We start from the raw sequence: 17545 nt of genomic DNA, 5'->3' as shown, positions 1-17545 counted from the left end.
TGATTTTCATAAGGAGGAAATCACTAATGGTAGTTAAAGTTGGTATTAACGGTTTCGGTCGTATCGGACGTCTTGCATTCCGTCGTATTCAAAACGTTGAAGGTGTTGAAGTAACTCGTATTAACGATCTTACAGACCCTAACATGCTTGCACATTTATTGAAATATGATACAACTCAAGGTCGTTTCGATGGAACAGTTGAAGTTAAAGATGGTGGATTTGAAGTAAACGGAAACTTCATTAAAGTTTCTGCAGAAAAAGATCCAGAAAACATTGACTGGGCAACTGATGGTGTTGAAATCGTTCTTGAAGCAACTGGTTTCTTTGCTAAAAAAGCAGCTGCTGAAAAACATTTACATGCTAATGGCGCTAAAAAAGTTGTTATCACAGCTCCTGGTGGAGACGATGTTAAAACTGTTGTATTTAACACAAACCATGATATCCTTGATGGATCTGAAACAGTTATCTCTGGTGCTTCATGTACTACAAACTGCTTAGCACCAATGGCTAAAGCTTTACAAGATAACTTTGGTGTAAAACAAGGTTTAATGACAACTATCCATGCTTACACTGGTGACCAAATGGTTCTTGACGGACCACACCGTGGTGGTGACCTTCGTCGTGCTCGTGCTGCTGCAGCTAACATTGTACCAAACTCAACTGGTGCTGCTAAGGCAATCGGTCTTGTTATTCCTGAATTAAATGGTAAACTTGACGGTGCTGCACAACGTGTTCCTGTTCCAACTGGTTCTGTTACTGAGTTGGTAGCTGTTCTTGAAAAAGAAACTTCAGTAGAAGAAATTAATGCAGCTATGAAAGCAGCAGCTAACGATTCTTATGGTTATACCGAAGATCCAATTGTGTCTTCAGATATCGTTGGTATGGCTTACGGTTCATTGTTTGATGCTACTCAAACTAAAGTACAATCTGTTGATGGACACCAATTAGTTAAAGTTGTTTCATGGTATGATAACGAAATGTCATATACTGCTCAACTTGTACGTACTCTTGAGTACTTTGCAAAAATTGCTAAATAATTCTGATAAGTTATTTAAAGGAAGAAATATTTCTTCCTTTTTTTTATAGAAATTTTTTCCGAACAATTAGTAAGAATATTTTGACTCAACCTTGTATAAAAGGCAATTGAGCTACTATTAGTTGAAAATACCGAAAAATGTATTTCATGTAAGCGTTTTTTTAGGGGAGATTTCAAAAAATAGAGGCCTAATATAGCCAAACAGGGGTGCTTGACAGTGCATAAGGCTAGCGTTAGAATTTTCTTATCAAACAATAAGGAGAAAATGATGAAAATTCAAAAACAGTTTCTTAATCTTATGCTGCCTCTAACACTTTTTCTTTTGGTTGGATGTGCCAATAATGGCCACTTAAACCAGAATTCTAAAAAGAATATCTCCCCTCAAGATAAGGTAAGTTTGACTTATGATAAGGCACGTTCCAAAGAAAACACGATGTCAGTTTTGTGGTATCAAAATTCTGAAGAGGCAAAAGCGTTGTATCTTCAAGGTTATCAATTGGCAACGGACAGATTAAAAAGTCAATTAGAACAAAAAAGTGACAAGCCTTATTCCATTGTTTTAGATATTGATGAAACTGTTTTGGATAACAGTCCTTATCAAGCTCAAAATATAAAAGAGGGGACTACTTTTAATCCTAAATCTTGGGATAACTGGGTTCAGAAAAAACAAGCTAAGCCTGTCGCTGGTGCAAAAGAGTTTCTACAATTTGCGGACCAAAACGGTGTTCAAATATACTACATTTCAGATCGCACAGTAAAACAAATAGACGCTACTGTGGAAAATCTCAAAAAAGAAGATATCCCAGTTCAAGATCGAAGTCATTTCTTATTCATGGAAGAAGGCATGAAATCAAAGGAAAGTAGACGTCAAAAAGTAAAGGAAAATACAAATCTCATCCTGTTATTTGGGGATAACTTAGTAGATTTTGCAGATTTTTCTAAGAAATCACATCCTGATAGACAGAAGCTATTAAATGAACTCCATGAGGAATTTGGAAGAAAATTCATTATCTTTCCAAATCCAATGTATGGATCATGGGAAAGTGCACTTTATGAAGGGAAGTACCCTGCCGCTAAAGAACAGATGAGATTACGAGATGCAGCCCTAAAAGGCTTTAACGACTGATAGATTTAGAAAATAGTAGACTTTCTAAAACTATTGCAGACTTCTTTCGAAGTGAAAATTTTGTGAAAAAAATAATTAATTGCTTTCATAATTTAGAATTCTCACAAAAATTATGCTATAATAAGGGGTATAAAAAATATTAAGGAGTCTATTCACATGGCTAAAATGACTGTTAAAGACCTTGACTTAAAAGGGAAAAAAGTTCTTGTTCGCGTTGACTTTAATGTACCTTTAAAAGATGGTGTTATCACAAACGATAACCGTATTGCTGCTGCATTGCCAACGATTAAATATATCATTGAAAATGGTGGACGTGCTATCCTCTTTTCACACTTAGGTCGTGTAAAAGAAGAAGCGGATAAAGAAGGTAAATCGCTTGCACCAGTTGCTAAAAATTTAGCAGAAAAACTTGGACAAGATGTTGTTTTCCCTGGTGTTACACGTGGAGCAGAACTAGAAGCTGCAATTGACGCCTTAGAAGATGGACAAGTATTACTCGTTGAGAATACTCGTTTTGAAGATGTTGATGGTAAAAAAGAATCTAAAAATAATCCAGAGCTAGGTAAGTATTGGGCTTCACTTGGAGATGGAATCTTTGTAAATGATGCCTTTGGTACAGCACACCGAGCACATGCTTCAAATGTTGGTATTTCTGCAAATGTTGAAAAAGCTGTTGCAGGTTTCCTTTTAGAAAATGAAATTGCCTATATTAAAGAAGCTGTTGAAAAGCCTGAGCGTCCATTTGTAGCTATTTTGGGTGGATCAAAGGTTTCAGATAAGATTGGCGTAATTGAAAACCTTCTTGAAAAAGCTGATAAAGTCCTTATCGGTGGGGGAATGACTTATACATTCTACAAAGCTCAAGGAATTGAAATTGGAAACTCTCTTGTTGAAGAAGATAAACTGGAAGTTGCAAAAGAGTTGCTTGAAAAATCAAATGGCAAACTGATTTTACCAGTTGATTCTAAGGAAGCTAATGCCTTTGCTGACTATACTGAGGTCCGTGATACAGAAGGTGAAGCAGTTTCAGAAGGTTTCTTAGGATTGGATATTGGACCTAAGTCAATTGCGGCATTTGATAAAGCGCTAGAAGGTGCTAAAACAGTTGTTTGGAATGGACCAATGGGTGTGTTTGAAAATCCTGATTTCCAAGCAGGTACAATTGGAGTAATGGACTCTATTGTAAAACAACCGGGAGTTAAATCAATCATCGGTGGTGGTGATTCTGCAGCGGCAGCGATCAATCTTGGCCGTGCCGACAAATTCTCATGGATTTCGACTGGTGGTGGCGCTTCGATGGAATTATTAGAAGGTAAGGAACTACCAGGGCTAGCAGCTCTAACTGATAAATAAGAAGGTTTAAAACCATAAAGGGTGCTTTTGAAGCACCTTTTTTTATGCTTGTTATATCAAGAGATAGTTTTTATCTTAGCCTGCCGTCTATCAAAAAAAGGTAAGATAGATTAAGGGGCATCTTCATACTAAGCTTGGCGTCCTTTTAAGATATGTCGACCAGACAATGACAAAACTCTAATGAATATGGTACACTTAACTATATTTGGAAGGGATATTTTGAAAATGAATTATTATTTTGATCCTAAAAAGTTTAAACTGGGAATGAGAACTTTTAAAACTGGTTTTTCGGTTTTTTTAGTCTTACTTTTATTTCATCTTTTTGGGTTTGAAGGTCTGCAAATTGGAGCGTTAACAGCAGTTTTTAGTTTACGAGAGAGTATTGATAAAACAGTTTCTTTTGGAACTTCTAGAATAATTGGTAACAGTATTGGAGGCTTTTGTGCTATCCTTTACTACCTTATGCAAATGCTTTTTCATCATCAATTTTGGGTAACGTTGGTTTTTGTTCCTATATTGACCATGTTAACCATTATGTTTAACGTAGCTTTTAATAACAAGGCAGGTATTATTGGTGGTGTAGCAGCACTGTTGGTCATTACCTTGTCTATTCCATCGGGCGATACTTTTATTTATGTTTTGGCTCGAGTTTTTGAAACATTTTGTGGTGTCTTTATTGCCATATTAGTCAATACCGATGTAGAATGGGTACGCCGAAAGATAAGAAAAATAAAAAAACAGGACTGATGTTAGAAAATATAACATCGGTCCTTGACATTTAATATGCATGCGTTATAATAGGGGGTGTGAAAGGAGGAATTCATGAAAGAGAAAGAATTAAGACGATCAATGGCAGTATTCCCTATCGGTACTGTTATGAAATTGACAGATTTATCTGCTAGACAGATTCGCTACTATGAGGATCAAGAGCTAATCAAGCCAGAGCGTACCGAAGGCAATCGCCGGATGTTTTCGTTGAATGATATGGATCGATTATTGGAAATTAAGGATTTTATCGATGATGGCCTTAATATTGCTGCTATTAAACGTGAATACATTCGAAGAGAAAATAAATTTCATCAAGCTGAAAAGGTCTTGACTGATGCGGATGTTAGACGGATCCTTCATGATGAACTCTTAAGCCAAGGTGGTTTCAAGTCACCAGCGCAACCAATGGGAAACTTTCGTATTTAATGACGAACTAGATTTTGGAAATAGTAAGGAGAAATATTTCTATGGTAATCACAGCAGCTGACATTCGTCAAGAAGTAAAAGAGAAGAATGTTACCTTCCTTCGTTTAATGTTTACAGATATAATGGGAATTATGAAGAATGTTGAAATTCCTGCTACAGACGAACAGTTGGAAAAGGTTCTATCAAATAAAGTGATGTTTGATGGTTCTTCTATTGAAGGCTTTGTTCGTATTAATGAATCAGATATGTACTTGTATCCTGACTTGGATACTTGGCTTGTCTTCCCTTGGGGGGATGAAAATGGTGCAGTTGGTGGTCTAATTTGTGATATCTATACAGCAGAAGGTCAACCATTTGCAGGTGATCCTCGAGGGAACTTAAAACGTGCTTTAAAACATATGGAGGAAGTAGGCTATAAGTCCTTCAATTTAGGCCCAGAACCTGAATTTTTCCTCTTTAAAATGGATGAACAAGATAAACCTACCCTTGAAGTTAACGATAATGGTGGATACTTTGATTTAGCTCCGACGGATCTTGCTGATAATACACGTCGTGAAATTGTTAATGTACTTACAAAAATGGGATTTGAAGTGGAGGCAAGTCATCATGAAGTTGCTGTGGGTCAGCACGAAATTGATTTTAAATATGATGATGTTTTAAAAGCTTGTGATAATATTCAGATTTTTAAGCTTGTTGTCAAAACAATTGCTCGTGAACATGGTTTATATGCTACTTTCATGGCTAAACCTAAATTTGGTATTAATGGTTCTGGTATGCATTGCAACATGTCCTTATTTGACAAAGACGGCAATAATGCTTTTTATGATGAAAATGATCGTCGTGGCATGCAACTATCTGAAGATGCCTACTATTTCCTAGGTGGCTTAATGAAACATGCATACAGCTATACCGCTATCACAAATCCTACAGTTAACTCTTACAAACGTTTGGTACCAGGCTATGAAGCTCCTGTCTATGTTGCTTGGGCTGGCCGCAATCGCTCACCGCTAATCCGAGTTCCTGCTTCTCGTGGCAAGGGAACACGCTTAGAATTACGTTCAGTTGATCCAACAGCTAATCCTTACTTAGCTCTGGCTGTGCTTTTGGAATCTGGATTAGATGGTATCGAAAACAAAATTGAAGCACCGACTCCGGTTGAAGCTAATATCTATACAATGTCCATTGAGGAGCGTCAAGCTGCTGGTATTATTGATCTTCCTTCAACCCTTCATAATGCTATCAAGGCCCTTCAAACAGATGAAGTTATTATAAATGCGCTAGGTGAACATATTTATACTAATTTCATCGAAGCAAAACGAATTGAATGGGCATCCTATGCAACATTTGTCTCACAATGGGAAATTGATAACTATCTTCATAGTTATTAAACTATAAGAAATCACTGGCAGTAGCTAGTGATTTCTTTAATTATATTCATTTTTCTGTTTTTTTATAAATAAAAAAATCAGAAAATATTGATTTGTCAATGTTTGATAATCAGCAATTCTATAAAAATTTAATATCAAAATTTTCAGACAAATCTATTCCCTTTTTTCTGAATTGTGATATAATTTAATCTATCAACTTACACACAATATGTTTAACTAGGAGGTTTTTACATGAACGAGCAACAAAAAGTAAAATGGAAACGTGTTGGTTTAGGAGCAATTACACTTGCCTCTGCCACGCTATTAATAGCTTGTGGAAATAAATCTACCACGAAAGCCGATAATAAAGATGAAATCAACTGGTATACTCCGACTGAAATTATTTCTTTAGATATTTCTAAAAACACAGATTCTTATTCTTCATTGGCAATTGGAAACTCTGAAAGTAATTTACTCCGAGTTGATGAAAAAGGGAAGCTTCAACCGGATTTAGCTAAGAAAGTTGAAGTTTCGGACGATGGCTTGACCTATACAGCAACTTTGCGTGATGGTTTAAAGTGGTCTGATGGTAGCGAGCTAACAGCAAAAGACTTTGTTTATTCATGGAAACGTATTGTTGATCCAGCTACTGCCTCAGAATATGCTTATTTAACTTTTGATGCACATTTGAAAAATGCAGAAGAAATCAATTCTGGTAAAAACACAGATTTAGACTCATTAGGAGTTAAAGCTGAAGGCAATAAAGTTATTTTTACGTTGTCTAAGCCATCACCACAGTTCAAGAGTTTATTATCATTTGCTAGCTTTATGCCACAAAAAGAAGAATTTGTGAAAAAAGTTGGTAAAGATTATGGAACTTCTTCAGATAAACAAATTTACTCTGGTCCCTATACTGTTGAAAAATGGAATGGAACTAGTGGAACTTTCAAACTTGTAAAAAACAAGAATTACTGGAATGCAAAAGCTGTTAAGACAAAAGTAGTAAATGTCCAAACTGTTAAAAAACCTGATACAGCTGTTCAAATGTACAAACAAGGGAAGCTTGACTTGGCAAATATTTCAGGAACTTCAGCTATCTACAATGCTAATAAGAAAAACAAAGATATTGTTGATGTTCCAGAAGCTACAACGGCTTATATGGTTTACAATCAAACTGGAAAAGTTCCCGCATTATCAAATACAAAAATTCGTCAAGCTCTGAACTTGGCTACAGATCGTAAAGGAATTGTAGCGGCAGCTGTTGACACTGGCTCAAAACCTGCGACAGCACTTGCTCCAACCGGTCTTGCTAAACTTAAAGATGGTTCAGATTTAACAAAATATGTAGCACCAGGCTATAAGTATGATGAAAAAGAAGCAGCTAAGCTCTTTAAAGAAGGTTTGAAAGAACTTGGTAAAGATTCCGTAAAAATAACTATTACGGCTGATGCAGATAATCCGGTTGCTAAATCAACTGTTGATTATATTAAAGAAACATGGGAAAAAGCACTTCCAGGACTTACTGTTGAAGAAAAATTTGTAACCTTTAAACAACGTTTGGAAGATACAAAGAATCAAAACTTTGATGTTGCGATTGCTCTTTGGGGAGGTGATTATCCTGAAGGTTCAACTTTCTATGGTCTTTTCACATCAGATGCTGCTTACAACTATGGTAAATTTGCAAGTCAGGAATATGATGCTGCTTATAAAAAAGCCATTACAGCTGATGCTTTAGATGTTGACGCTGCTGCCCAAGATTATAAAGATGCTGAGAAAGTTCTTTATGACAATGCATACTATAATCCTGTATATTTCAGAACAACTCAAGCTTTACAAAATCCAAGCATTAAAGGTCTAGTGCGTAATTCAACTGGTTTAAACGTTGACTTTACCTACGCTTATAAAAAATAAGAGACCTAATCGTAACGAAATAGTGCAAGAATTGGTTTTATGCCAGTTCTTGCTTTTGTTAGAGGGAAATCATGACTAGATATTTATTAAAACGCGTTGCTATTTTATTAGTAACTTTATGGGTAGTTGTAACCCTATCTTTCTTCCTGATGCAGATTATGCCAGGTACTCCATACAACAATCCGAAATTAACAGATGAAATGATTGCAATGATGAACAAGCAATATGGATTGGATAAGCCATTATGGCAACAATACTTGAAGTATTTGTTTGATGTTCTCCATGGTGATTTTGGAACAAGTTACCAGTCAGTGAACCAGTCAGTAACTAAACTAATTTCACAACGACTAGGTGTTTCTGTACACTTAGGAATTCAAGCACTTGTAGTTGGTATTTCGGGTGGCCTATTAGTTGGTGCTATTTCAGCACGTAATAAGAACAATAAAATTGATGGCTTTCTAAGTATTATCTCAACGTTGGGCATCTCAGTACCGTCATTCATTATTGGTCTATTACTTTTGGATTATTTTGGATTTAAATGGAGTCTTCTACCATTATCTGGATGGGGAACTTTTGCACAAACGATCCTACCAACCTTTGGTTTGGCTATACCGGTTTTTGCTCAAGTGACTCGTTTTTTCCGTAGTGAGATGATTGAAACCTTAAATACAGATTATATCCAATTAGCTCGCGCTAAAGGATTAACCAATAGCCAAGTGACCAATAAACACGCTTATCGTAATTCGATGATTCCAGTGTTAACACTTGTTGGACCAATGGCTGCGAATATTTTAACTGGATCAGCCTTGATTGAACAAATTTTCTCAATTCCTGGTATTGGTCAGCAGTTTGTTTCATCTATTCCAACTAAAGATTACCCAGTTATTATGGGAACAACTATTGTTTATGCCTTGATGCTTATGGTGGCTATATTAATTACTGATATTATTATCAGTGTTGCCGACCCCCGTGTACGTCTAGGATAGGAGAGTAAGATGCTAGAAGAAAAAAAATCATTTAAACTTGTTGGTGTCGGTTCAGTCGATCAACAAGAAAAAATTGAAAAGCCAGCCTTATCTTTCCTAGAAGATGCTTGGCGACGCTTGAAAAAGAATAAATTGGCTGTTATTTCGATGGTCTTTTTGGTCAGCTTATTAGTGTTTGCTGTTGGATCAAGTTTTATTGTATCTAAAAATGATGCTAATAGTTTTGATAGTAAAGAGGTTAATACTTATCGTAATTTGCCACCGAAGCTTAGCTCAAGTTTACCTTTTTGGAATGGTAGCATTACTTATGCTGGTAATACAGAGCCTAATGATGCCTATGCAGATCAAGGGGTACCAGAAAACAAAAAGTTTCTCTTGGGAACAGATAGTTTAGGACGCAGTATCGGAAAACGGATTACTGTGGGTATTCGTATCTCACTGTTGATTGCCATTGTTGCAACTTTAATTGACTTAATTATTGGTGTTACCTATGGTTTAATATCAGGCTTTACTGGTGGTAAAGTTGATACCCTCATGCAACGGATTATTGAAGTTATTTCATCAATTCCTAACTTAGTTATTGTAACAATGCTTGGCTTGCTCCTTGGAAATGGTGTCTTATCAATTATTATTTCAATTGCCATTGTTGGGTGGACATCAATGGCGCGTCAAGTCCGAAATTTAACCTTGTCCTACCGTGAACGAGATTTCGTTTTGGCATCACGTGCCTTGGGCGAAAGCAATTTTAAAATAGCGTTCAAGCATGTTCTTCCAAATATTTCGGGGATTATTATTGTCCAAATTATGATGACTGTTCCAAGTGCTATTATGTATGAATCGGTATTATCGGCCATTAATCTTGGTGTTAAGCCACCAACTGCTTCGTTAGGTTCTTTGATTACTGATGCTCAAGAAAACTTGCAATATTTCCCGTATCAGGTATTATTACCGGCACTTGCTCTTGTATTTATTTCGTTAGCCTTTATTTTATTAGGTGATGGCTTGCGTGATGCATTTGATCCAAAATCAAGTAATGACTAGGAGGAAAAACATGTCAAATGAAACAATCTTAAATGTTAAAAACCTCCACGTTGATTTCAAAACTTATGCTGGAGATGTTAAAGCTATCCGAGATATCAATTTCGAATTGTATAAGGGTGAGACCTTGGCAATCGTCGGTGAATCTGGATCAGGAAAGTCAGTGACTACCCGGACCTTAATGGGGTTGAATGCAAAAAATGCAAGTATTTCAGGTGATATTGACTTTAAAGGAAAAAAACTCAATAACTTAAAAGAGGAAGAATGGGTTAAAGTTCGTGGAAAAGAAATTGCCATGATTTTCCAAGATCCAATGACTAGTTTGGATCCTACCATGAAAATTGGTAAGCAAATTGCTGAAGCGATTCTAATCCATGAGTCAGTATCTAAGAAAGAAGCCTTAGATCGTGCTTTGAAATTGATGCATCAAGTAGGTATTCCTAATGCTGAAGAGCACATCAATGACTATCCTCACCAGTGGTCGGGTGGTATGCGACAACGGGCCGTTATTGCTATCGCCTTAGCAGCTAATCCGGAGATATTGATTGCTGATGAACCAACAACTGCCCTTGATGTTACTATTCAAAATCAAATTTTGAAATTAATGAAAGGCTTGCAGTCGCAAATTTCATCATCTATTATCTTTATTACTCATGACTTAGGAGTTGTTGCAGGTATGGCGGATCGTGTTGCGGTTATGTATGCTGGAAAAATTGTTGAATATGGTACAGTTGATGAAGTCTTCTACAATCCACAGCATCCCTATACTTGGGGCCTCTTAAAATCAATGCCGACAACAGATACAGAAGCTGGTACTTTAGAATCAATTCCAGGTACACCACCGGACTTACTAAATCCACCAAAAGGTGATGCTTTTGCAGCTCGTAACGAATTTGCTTTAGACATTGACCATGAAGAAGAACCTCCAATGTTTAAAGTTAGTGACACGCATTTTGCTGCTACTTGGCTGTTAGATGAGCGTGCACCAAAAGTTATTCCTCCAGTTCAAATACAAAAACGTTGGAAGAAATGGGCTGAAAAGAACGGAGGTCAAGCTTAATGACAGATAAACGCAAAAAATTAGTTGAGCTTAAGAATGTTTCACTGATCTTCAATAAAGGTAAAAAGAATGAAGTTAAAGCTATTGATAAGGTTAGCTTTGACATCTATGAAGGTGAAGTATTTGGGCTTGTCGGAGAATCTGGATCAGGAAAAACGACAGTTGGCCGTGCTATTTTGAAGCTTTATGATATCAATGAAGGTGATATTATATTTAATGGTAAAACAGTTTCCAATCTTAAAGGAAAAGAGTTGCATGAGTTCCGTAAAGATGCTCAGATGATTTTCCAAGATCCACAAGCAAGCCTTAATAGTCGGATGAAAATTAGAGACATTGTTGCAGAAGGGTTAGATATTCATAAACTTTCACCAAACAAAGCAGAGCGTGAGAAACGGGTTCAAGAATTACTAGAACGTGTTGGTTTGAACCGAGACCACGCAACGCGTTATCCTCATGAATTTTCTGGTGGCCAACGTCAACGAATTGGTATTGCTCGAGCGCTGGCTGTCAAACCGAAATTTATTATTGCCGATGAGCCTATCTCTGCTCTTGATGTATCTATTCAAGCACAGGTTGTTAACTTAATGCAAAGGTTACAAGAAGAAAGAGGATTGACTTATCTCTTTATTGCACATGATTTGTCGATGGTTAAATATATTTCTGATCGTATTGGTGTTATGCATTGGGGTAAAATGTTAGAGATTGGTACGTCTGATGATGTTTATAATAACCCTATCCATCCCTACACTAGGAGTCTCCTCTCTGCTATCCCAGAACCAGATCCAGATATTGAGCGCCAACGTGTTGCTGAAATCTACGATCCAAGTATCGAAATGGATGGACAAGAACGCCAAATGCATGAAATTACGCCAGGTCATTTTGTTTTATCGACCGAAGCAGAAGCAGAAGCTTATAGATCTCAACAAAATAAATAAGATAACTAAACTAGTCAAAAAAAACCAATCTAAGGATTGGTTTTTTTTTGACTAGTCTTCCTTATCAGGAGTTAATATCATTGGGATGATAATAGGTTCTCTTTCGGTTTTTTCAAACAAGAAAGGACGAAGGGCATTTACGATGGCACCATTAACAGATTGAATGCTAGCTTCTTTATTTTTAAGTGCAATACGTATAGCGTTAAATAAAACACGTTGGCTTTCTCGGATTAAATCACCAGATTCACGCATGTAGATAAAGCCACGACTGAGAATGTCTGGACCAGCTAGAATCATCTGTGTTTCAAAATCAACAGTTGCTACTGCTAATACGACTCCATCTTCTGAAAGATCACGACGATCGCGTAGGACAGCTGTACCAATATCACCGATACCATTTCCATCGACATAGATGTCTTGGGCATTGAAATGGCCTGCACGACGAGCGGAGTCGCTTGTTAAGGCTAAAACGTCACCATTTTCTAGAATGAAGATATTTTCTTCTGGAATACCTGTATCTTCGGCTAAGCCTGCATGAACTTTTTGCATCCGATATTCACCATGAACGGGCATGAAAAATTTGGGTTTCATAAGACGCAACATGAGTTTTTGCTCTTGTTGACCACCGTGCCCTGATGTGTGAATATTATTGACTTTGCCGTGAATGACTTCTACACCAGCTTCTTGAATAGTATTAATCAGTTTATTGACGCTGGTTGTATTTCCTGGAATTGGGCTTGATGAGAAGATAACAGTATCACCGGGTTGTAAAGTAACTTGACGGTGAGTACCATTAGCAATCCTTGCGAGCGCAGCCATAGATTCCCCTTGGCTACCTGTACACATAATTAAGATTTCATTAGCATGGTAGTCTTTAATTTCGTTAGGTTCAATAAAGGTACCCTTTGGAACTTTGATGTAGCCTAGTTCAATTCCGTTGACAATAGCTTTTTCCATGGAACGGCCAAAGACAACAATTTTTCGTCCTGTCTTAACAGCAGCTTCAGCAGCTTGTTGCAATCGGAAAATATTCGAAGCGAAGGAGGCAAAGATAATACGTCCGTGGATTCCTTCAATAATTTTTAAAATAGATTGCCCAACCACTTTTTCAGAGTTGGTGAAAGTCGGAACCTCGGCATTTGTAGAATCTGATAAAAGACAGAGAACCCCTTCTTCACCAAGTGCAGCCATGCGATGAATATCTGCTGGTTCACCAACAGGAGTGAAATCAAATTTAAAATCGCCGGTACAAACAATCTTTCCTTGAGGGGTATGAATAACAATGCCTAAAGGTTCTGGAATGGAGTGAGTCGTTCTAAAGAAAGTGACGCTCATATTTTTGAAGGTCAATTCTGTATTATGGTTAATTTCGTACATTTTAGAATCACGAAGTAAACCATGTTCCTCCAGTTTGCCACGGATTAAAGCGAGAGCAAGTGGTCCAGCGTAAATAGGGACATTAGCTTGTTTTAGTAAGAAAGGAATCCCGCCAATATGATCTTCGTGTCCATGGGTAATGACTAAAGCTTTGACACGATCAATATTATCGACAATGTAAGAGTAGTCAGGAATAACATAGTCGATACCTAAAAGATCATCTTCTGGGAATTTAATCCCTGCATCAACAATGATGATTTCATCTTGGTACTCGATACCATAAGTGTTCTTGCCGATTTCCCCTAGACCGCCAATGGCGAAGACGCTAACTTCATTAGGTTTTAAATCGATAGCTGACATATTATAACTCCGTTATTTCAAAAACGCCTGTTTCTTTTTCATACTCGAGGTGTTTATCTGAGAGGAGCTCAATAAATTCAACGTTGTAATTTGTTTTTTCTTCAACAAGTTTACGTGCTTTAATACGGCCCTCAAGTTCGTCTTTCGCTTCAATATCAATATATAAAGATTTCGTATTTTCACGACGTGGGTTACGGTCTTTTGTTTCTTGGTAGAAAACTTTGTAAATCATTTTATTTTTCCTTTCTGGTAAATCAAGGATTTAAACTATAATAAAACAAGTCAAATGGCACGATGGCCGTGTGACCTTTTTCTATAAGTAATAGTGTAGTAGTTTTAAACTTGATTATTTGCAATTACTAAAATTATACCATAATTAGAGCTTTTAGTAAAAGCATAGATTGCAAGAATCGGGGCTTTTACAAGAGTTAGATCTAGACGGACTTTTGTCCAGAAAGGTGATTTTATGATATAATTGGACAATAGTAATTCACAGAAAAGAAGGGTAAAATGAAAATACTTGCATTTGATACCTCTAATAAGAGTCTTTCGCTCGCTATTTTAGAGGATCGGACCTTACTAGCAGACTTAACGATCAATATCAAAAAGAACCATAGCATCAATCTCATGCCAGCCATTGATTTTTTGATGGCTTCTTTGGATTTATGCCCTAAGGACATAGGGAGAATCGCAGTCGCACAAGGACCTGGTTCCTACACTGGCTTACGCGTCGCCGTGGCAACAGCTAAAATGTTAGCCTACAGTTTAAAAATTGATTTAGTTGGCATTTCAAGCCTATATGCTTTGGCTGCTACAATCACCGATCCAGAAACTTTAGTAGTGCCACTGATTGATGCTAGACGGCAAAACGTCTATGCAGGATTTTATCAAAACAAGGAGAGTGTTCGAGCTGATCAACACATAGCTTTATCTGATCTCGTAGAAGAGTTAAAGGGGCAAACAAAAATCATATTTACGGGAGAAGTAGCTGGTTTTAGTAATGTTATCAAAGAGCAACTACCAAAAGCTGAAATTTATCCCACCCTGCCTTCTGCCTTTGAGTTAGGACTTAGGGCTCAAAATATGCCTCCAGTTGATGTGGACGCTTTTGTACCTGAATATTTGAAAAAAGTAGAAGCTGAAGAAATTTGGCTTAAAAGCCATCAACCAGAGTCAGAGACCAATTATATCAAGCGTGTTTAATGATGAAAACTGTTGAAGAAAAAGTAGAAGCTGTTTATCACATCCTAAGTCGTGTTTACCAAGAGTCACCTTGGACAACGGATCAGATTAAAAGAGATCTAGAATCACCAAATGTTGATTACTATTTTGTCTATAATGGACAAGAAATAATAGCTTTTTTATCTTTGCAGCAATTGGTAGGTGAGTTGGAAATTACAAACATTGCTGTTTTGCCTGATTACCAAGGTAAAGGTATCGGAGCGCAGCTCTTACAGAGGGTTGCCTCTTCTAACCATCCTATCTTTTTGGAAGTAAGGGAGTCAAACCTTGCAGCGCAAGCTCTTTACAAAAAAGCTAATTTTAGTATCGTTGGAAAACGTAAAGATTACTATAAAAACCCTGTTGAAGGGGCACTATTAATGAAACGAGAAGGAAAAGATGACAGATAGGTATATTTTGGCGGTCGAAAGTTCTTGTGACGAAACCAGTGTCGCCATCCTTAAAAATGATAATGAGCTCTTAAGTAATATCATTGCTAGTCAGGTAGAGAGCCACAAACGCTTTGGTGGAGTAGTACCAGAAGTTGCTAGTCGCCATCATGTAGAAGTGATTACAACGTGCTTTGAAGACGCTTTGAAAGAAGCTGGTATTAGTGCAGAAGATTTAGATGCTGTCGCTGTAACTTATGGGCCAGGGCTTGTTGGTGCTTTATTGGTGGGAATCGCTGCCGCAAAAGCCTTTGCTTGGGCTTATAGCATCCCCTTAATACCAGTCAACCATATGGCTGGCCACCTTATGGCTGCACGTCAAGAAAAAGAACTAGCATATCCACTGATGGCTCTCCTAGTCTCAGGTGGGCATACCGAGCTGGTCTATGTTTCAGAGCCAGGCCAGTACCATATTGTTGGAGAAACGCGGGACGATGCAGTCGGCGAAGCTTATGATAAGGTTGGTCGTGTCATGGGGTTAACCTATCCAGCAGGTCGTGAAATTGATCAGCTAGCCCATAAAGGTGAAGATACCTTTAATTTTCCACGGGCAATGATTAAAGAAGACCATTTAGAATTCTCTTTTTCTGGCTTAAAGTCAGCCTTCATTAATTTACATCACAATGCTGAACAAAAAGGCGAAAAACTGGTTCTTGAGGATTTATGCGCTTCATTTCAGGCAGCCGTACTAGATATTTTAATGGCTAAGACTAAAAAAGCATTAGCCCAATATCCAGTTAAAATGCTTGTTGTTGCTGGTGGCGTGGCAGCCAATCAAGGTCTTCGAGAGCGCCTAGCTCAAGAAATCACAGAAATACCCGTTATCATTCCTCCTTTACGTCTTTGTGGTGATAATGCTGGTATGATTGCTTTAGCAGCTGCCATTGAATATGATTTAGAACACTTTGCTAAACTGGATTTAAATGCTAAACCTAGCTTGGCTTTTACTTATAATGATTAAGGGAACAACTTTAAAACTGTTCCCTTATGACTTAAATTATGATATAATGTTTGAATATTCTGATAACTAGGTGGAGGGGAGTAAGTATGAAAGGTTTCAAAGAAGGTGTCAGAGATGCCTTACCAACAGCATTTGGCTACATATCTATAGGGTTAGCTTTTGGAATTATTGCCTCTGCTTCTGGAATTTCTAATCTTGAAGTCGCCTTAATGAGTGCTCTCATCTATGGTGGTTCAGCGCAATTTGCCATGTGTGCGCTCCTTGTAGGTGGTGCAAGTCTGTCGGCGATAGTTCTTACTATTTTTTTAGTCAATTTACGAAATATGCTAATGAGTCTCCATGCAACGACAATTTTTAATAAAAGCAGTTTTTGGGATAACATTGCAATTGCTTCATTGATAACTGATGAGAGCTATGGCGTTCTTTTGGGAGAGACGGTTCATAACAAAAGTATTAGTCCAAAATGGATGCATGGAAATAATGTTTTGAGCTATGTAACATGGGTATCTGCCACTGTTTTTGGAGCAATTCTAGGAAATACTATTGGTGACCCTCAAAGGTTTGGCCTTGATTTTGCATTGGTAGCTATGTTTATCGGACTTCTTTCGAGTCAGCTAGAAGCTATGCTTTTGACTGATGGCGTTAAAAAAATAGGGCTAATTTTCTTGACGGTATTCATTACTTATTTACTATCTTCGCTAATTTTTTCAGAAAATCTATCTGTTTTAGTGTCAACTCTATTAGCTTGTGGAATAGGAGTCTATCTTGATGAAACAAAATGATACTATTTTAATGGCTATTTTACTTGGTTTTTTGGTTTCGTGGATTCCGCGAGTAGCTCCTTTTGTTTTTGTAAAATATAAGAAGTTACCACCACTTGTATTACGGTTCTTAAATTATTTACCGCTAAGTATACTAGCTTCCCTAACATTATCTAGTCTCTTTCATGAAAAAGTTGGACACTTGCCAACTGTTGATTGGTGGGCTTTGTTGGCAAGTTTGCCAACAATTTATATGGCGTATCGCTCAAAAAATTTATTATATGTCGTTTTAACAGGAGTAATCAGTATGGCTTTGCTTCGATTTTTACAATAAAAAAAACTCAGTATCTTGGCATACTGAGTTTAAAGTGATAAATATTGGCTACTATGATTACTAATATTGACACCTA

General features: G+C 37.2%; 18 protein-coding genes. 16 read left to right on the top strand and 2 right to left on the bottom strand.

Annotation, left to right across the window (positions count from 1 at the left end; genetic code table 11):
* Positions 1-26 precede the first annotated feature (26 nt).
* From gap to DQM45_RS09070, 11 genes are all read left to right on the top strand, one after another.
* Complete coding sequence (gene gap / locus DQM45_RS09120) at positions 27-1037, top strand: type I glyceraldehyde-3-phosphate dehydrogenase (protein WP_003083600.1); 1011 nt, start codon at positions 27-29, stop codon at positions 1035-1037.
* Positions 1038-1304: 267 nt separating this feature from the next.
* Positions 1305-2162, top strand: a complete 858-nt coding sequence (locus tag DQM45_RS09115; protein ID WP_003084140.1) for a 5'-nucleotidase, lipoprotein e(P4) family — start codon at positions 1305-1307, stop codon at positions 2160-2162.
* A gap of 156 nt (positions 2163-2318) precedes the next feature.
* Positions 2319-3515 (top strand): phosphoglycerate kinase, encoded by a 1197-nt coding sequence (locus DQM45_RS09110; RefSeq protein ID WP_003085529.1) that lies wholly within the window; start codon positions 2319-2321, stop codon positions 3513-3515.
* A 225-nt stretch (positions 3516-3740) separates the two neighbouring features.
* A complete protein-coding gene (locus tag DQM45_RS09105) occupies positions 3741-4262 on the top strand; it encodes an FUSC family protein (protein ID WP_003083928.1) in 522 nt (173 codons plus the stop codon).
* Positions 4263-4337: 75 nt separating this feature from the next.
* Entirely contained in the window at positions 4338-4709 is a 372-nt protein-coding gene (locus tag DQM45_RS09100; RefSeq protein ID WP_003084451.1) for a MerR family transcriptional regulator, read from the top strand.
* A 41-nt stretch (positions 4710-4750) separates the two neighbouring features.
* A complete protein-coding gene (gene glnA, locus DQM45_RS09095; RefSeq protein ID WP_003082970.1) occupies positions 4751-6097 on the top strand; it encodes a type I glutamate--ammonia ligase in 1347 nt (448 codons plus the stop codon).
* Between the two features lie 231 nt (positions 6098-6328).
* Positions 6329-7987 (top strand): peptide ABC transporter substrate-binding protein, encoded by a 1659-nt coding sequence (locus DQM45_RS09090; RefSeq protein WP_003083189.1) that lies wholly within the window; start codon positions 6329-6331, stop codon positions 7985-7987.
* A 71-nt stretch (positions 7988-8058) separates the two neighbouring features.
* The gene (locus DQM45_RS09085; RefSeq protein ID WP_003083822.1) at positions 8059-8973 is read left to right on the top strand and encodes an ABC transporter permease; all 915 of its coding nucleotides are present in this window, start codon (positions 8059-8061) and stop codon (positions 8971-8973) included.
* A gap of 9 nt (positions 8974-8982) precedes the next feature.
* Positions 8983-10014: an ABC transporter permease gene (locus tag DQM45_RS09080; RefSeq protein ID WP_003085327.1), complete on the top strand. Its 1032-nt coding sequence runs from the start codon at positions 8983-8985 to the stop codon at positions 10012-10014.
* A gap of 10 nt (positions 10015-10024) precedes the next feature.
* Positions 10025-11071, top strand: a complete 1047-nt coding sequence (locus tag DQM45_RS09075; RefSeq protein WP_003083752.1) for an ABC transporter ATP-binding protein — start codon at positions 10025-10027, stop codon at positions 11069-11071.
* On the top strand, positions 11071-12006 hold the full coding sequence (locus tag DQM45_RS09070) for an ABC transporter ATP-binding protein (protein WP_003083860.1): 936 nt from the start codon (positions 11071-11073) through the stop codon (positions 12004-12006). Before DQM45_RS09075 ends, DQM45_RS09070 begins: the two co-directional genes overlap by 1 nt.
* A 51-nt stretch (positions 12007-12057) precedes the next feature.
* Here the strand turns inward: DQM45_RS09070 and rnjA are convergent, their stop codons facing one another.
* Positions 12058-13743: a ribonuclease J1 gene (rnjA, locus tag DQM45_RS09065; protein WP_003086075.1), complete on the bottom strand. Its 1686-nt coding sequence runs from the start codon at positions 13741-13743 to the stop codon at positions 12058-12060.
* Between the two features lies 1 nt (position 13744).
* On the bottom strand, positions 13745-13975 hold the full coding sequence (locus tag DQM45_RS09060) for a DNA-dependent RNA polymerase subunit epsilon (RefSeq protein ID WP_003085221.1): 231 nt from the start codon (positions 13973-13975) through the stop codon (positions 13745-13747).
* Positions 13976-14253: 278 nt separating this feature from the next.
* Between DQM45_RS09060 and tsaB the strand changes: the two genes are divergently transcribed.
* The 5 genes from tsaB to DQM45_RS09035 all read left to right on the top strand — a co-directional run bounded on the left by tsaB (position 14254) and on the right by DQM45_RS09035 (position 17469).
* Positions 14254-14946 carry a tRNA (adenosine(37)-N6)-threonylcarbamoyltransferase complex dimerization subunit type 1 TsaB gene (tsaB, locus tag DQM45_RS09055; RefSeq protein WP_003083824.1) on the top strand — a complete coding sequence of 231 codons (693 nt, stop codon included), beginning with the start codon at positions 14254-14256 and terminating at the stop codon, positions 14944-14946.
* Positions 14946-15374 carry a ribosomal protein S18-alanine N-acetyltransferase gene (gene rimI / locus DQM45_RS09050; RefSeq protein WP_003083288.1) on the top strand — a complete coding sequence of 143 codons (429 nt, stop codon included), beginning with the start codon at positions 14946-14948 and terminating at the stop codon, positions 15372-15374. Before tsaB ends, rimI begins: the two co-directional genes overlap by 1 nt.
* Complete coding sequence (gene tsaD, locus DQM45_RS09045) at positions 15364-16374, top strand: tRNA (adenosine(37)-N6)-threonylcarbamoyltransferase complex transferase subunit TsaD (RefSeq protein WP_003085311.1); 1011 nt, start codon at positions 15364-15366, stop codon at positions 16372-16374. Before rimI ends, tsaD begins: the two co-directional genes overlap by 11 nt.
* Positions 16375-16460: 86 nt before the next feature.
* Entirely contained in the window at positions 16461-17156 is a 696-nt protein-coding gene (locus DQM45_RS09040) for an AzlC family ABC transporter permease (protein WP_003082656.1), read from the top strand.
* Entirely contained in the window at positions 17143-17469 is a 327-nt protein-coding gene (locus tag DQM45_RS09035) for an AzlD domain-containing protein (protein WP_003084747.1), read from the top strand. Before DQM45_RS09040 ends, DQM45_RS09035 begins: the two co-directional genes overlap by 14 nt.
* Positions 17470-17545: the final 76 nt, after the last annotated feature.

It is taken from the genome of Streptococcus porcinus (genome assembly GCF_900475415.1).
GTDB lineage: Bacteria > Bacillota > Bacilli > Lactobacillales > Streptococcaceae > Streptococcus > Streptococcus porcinus.
The sequence above is the reverse complement of the archived record's forward strand: the minus strand, read 5'-3'. Positions and strand labels throughout refer to the sequence as shown.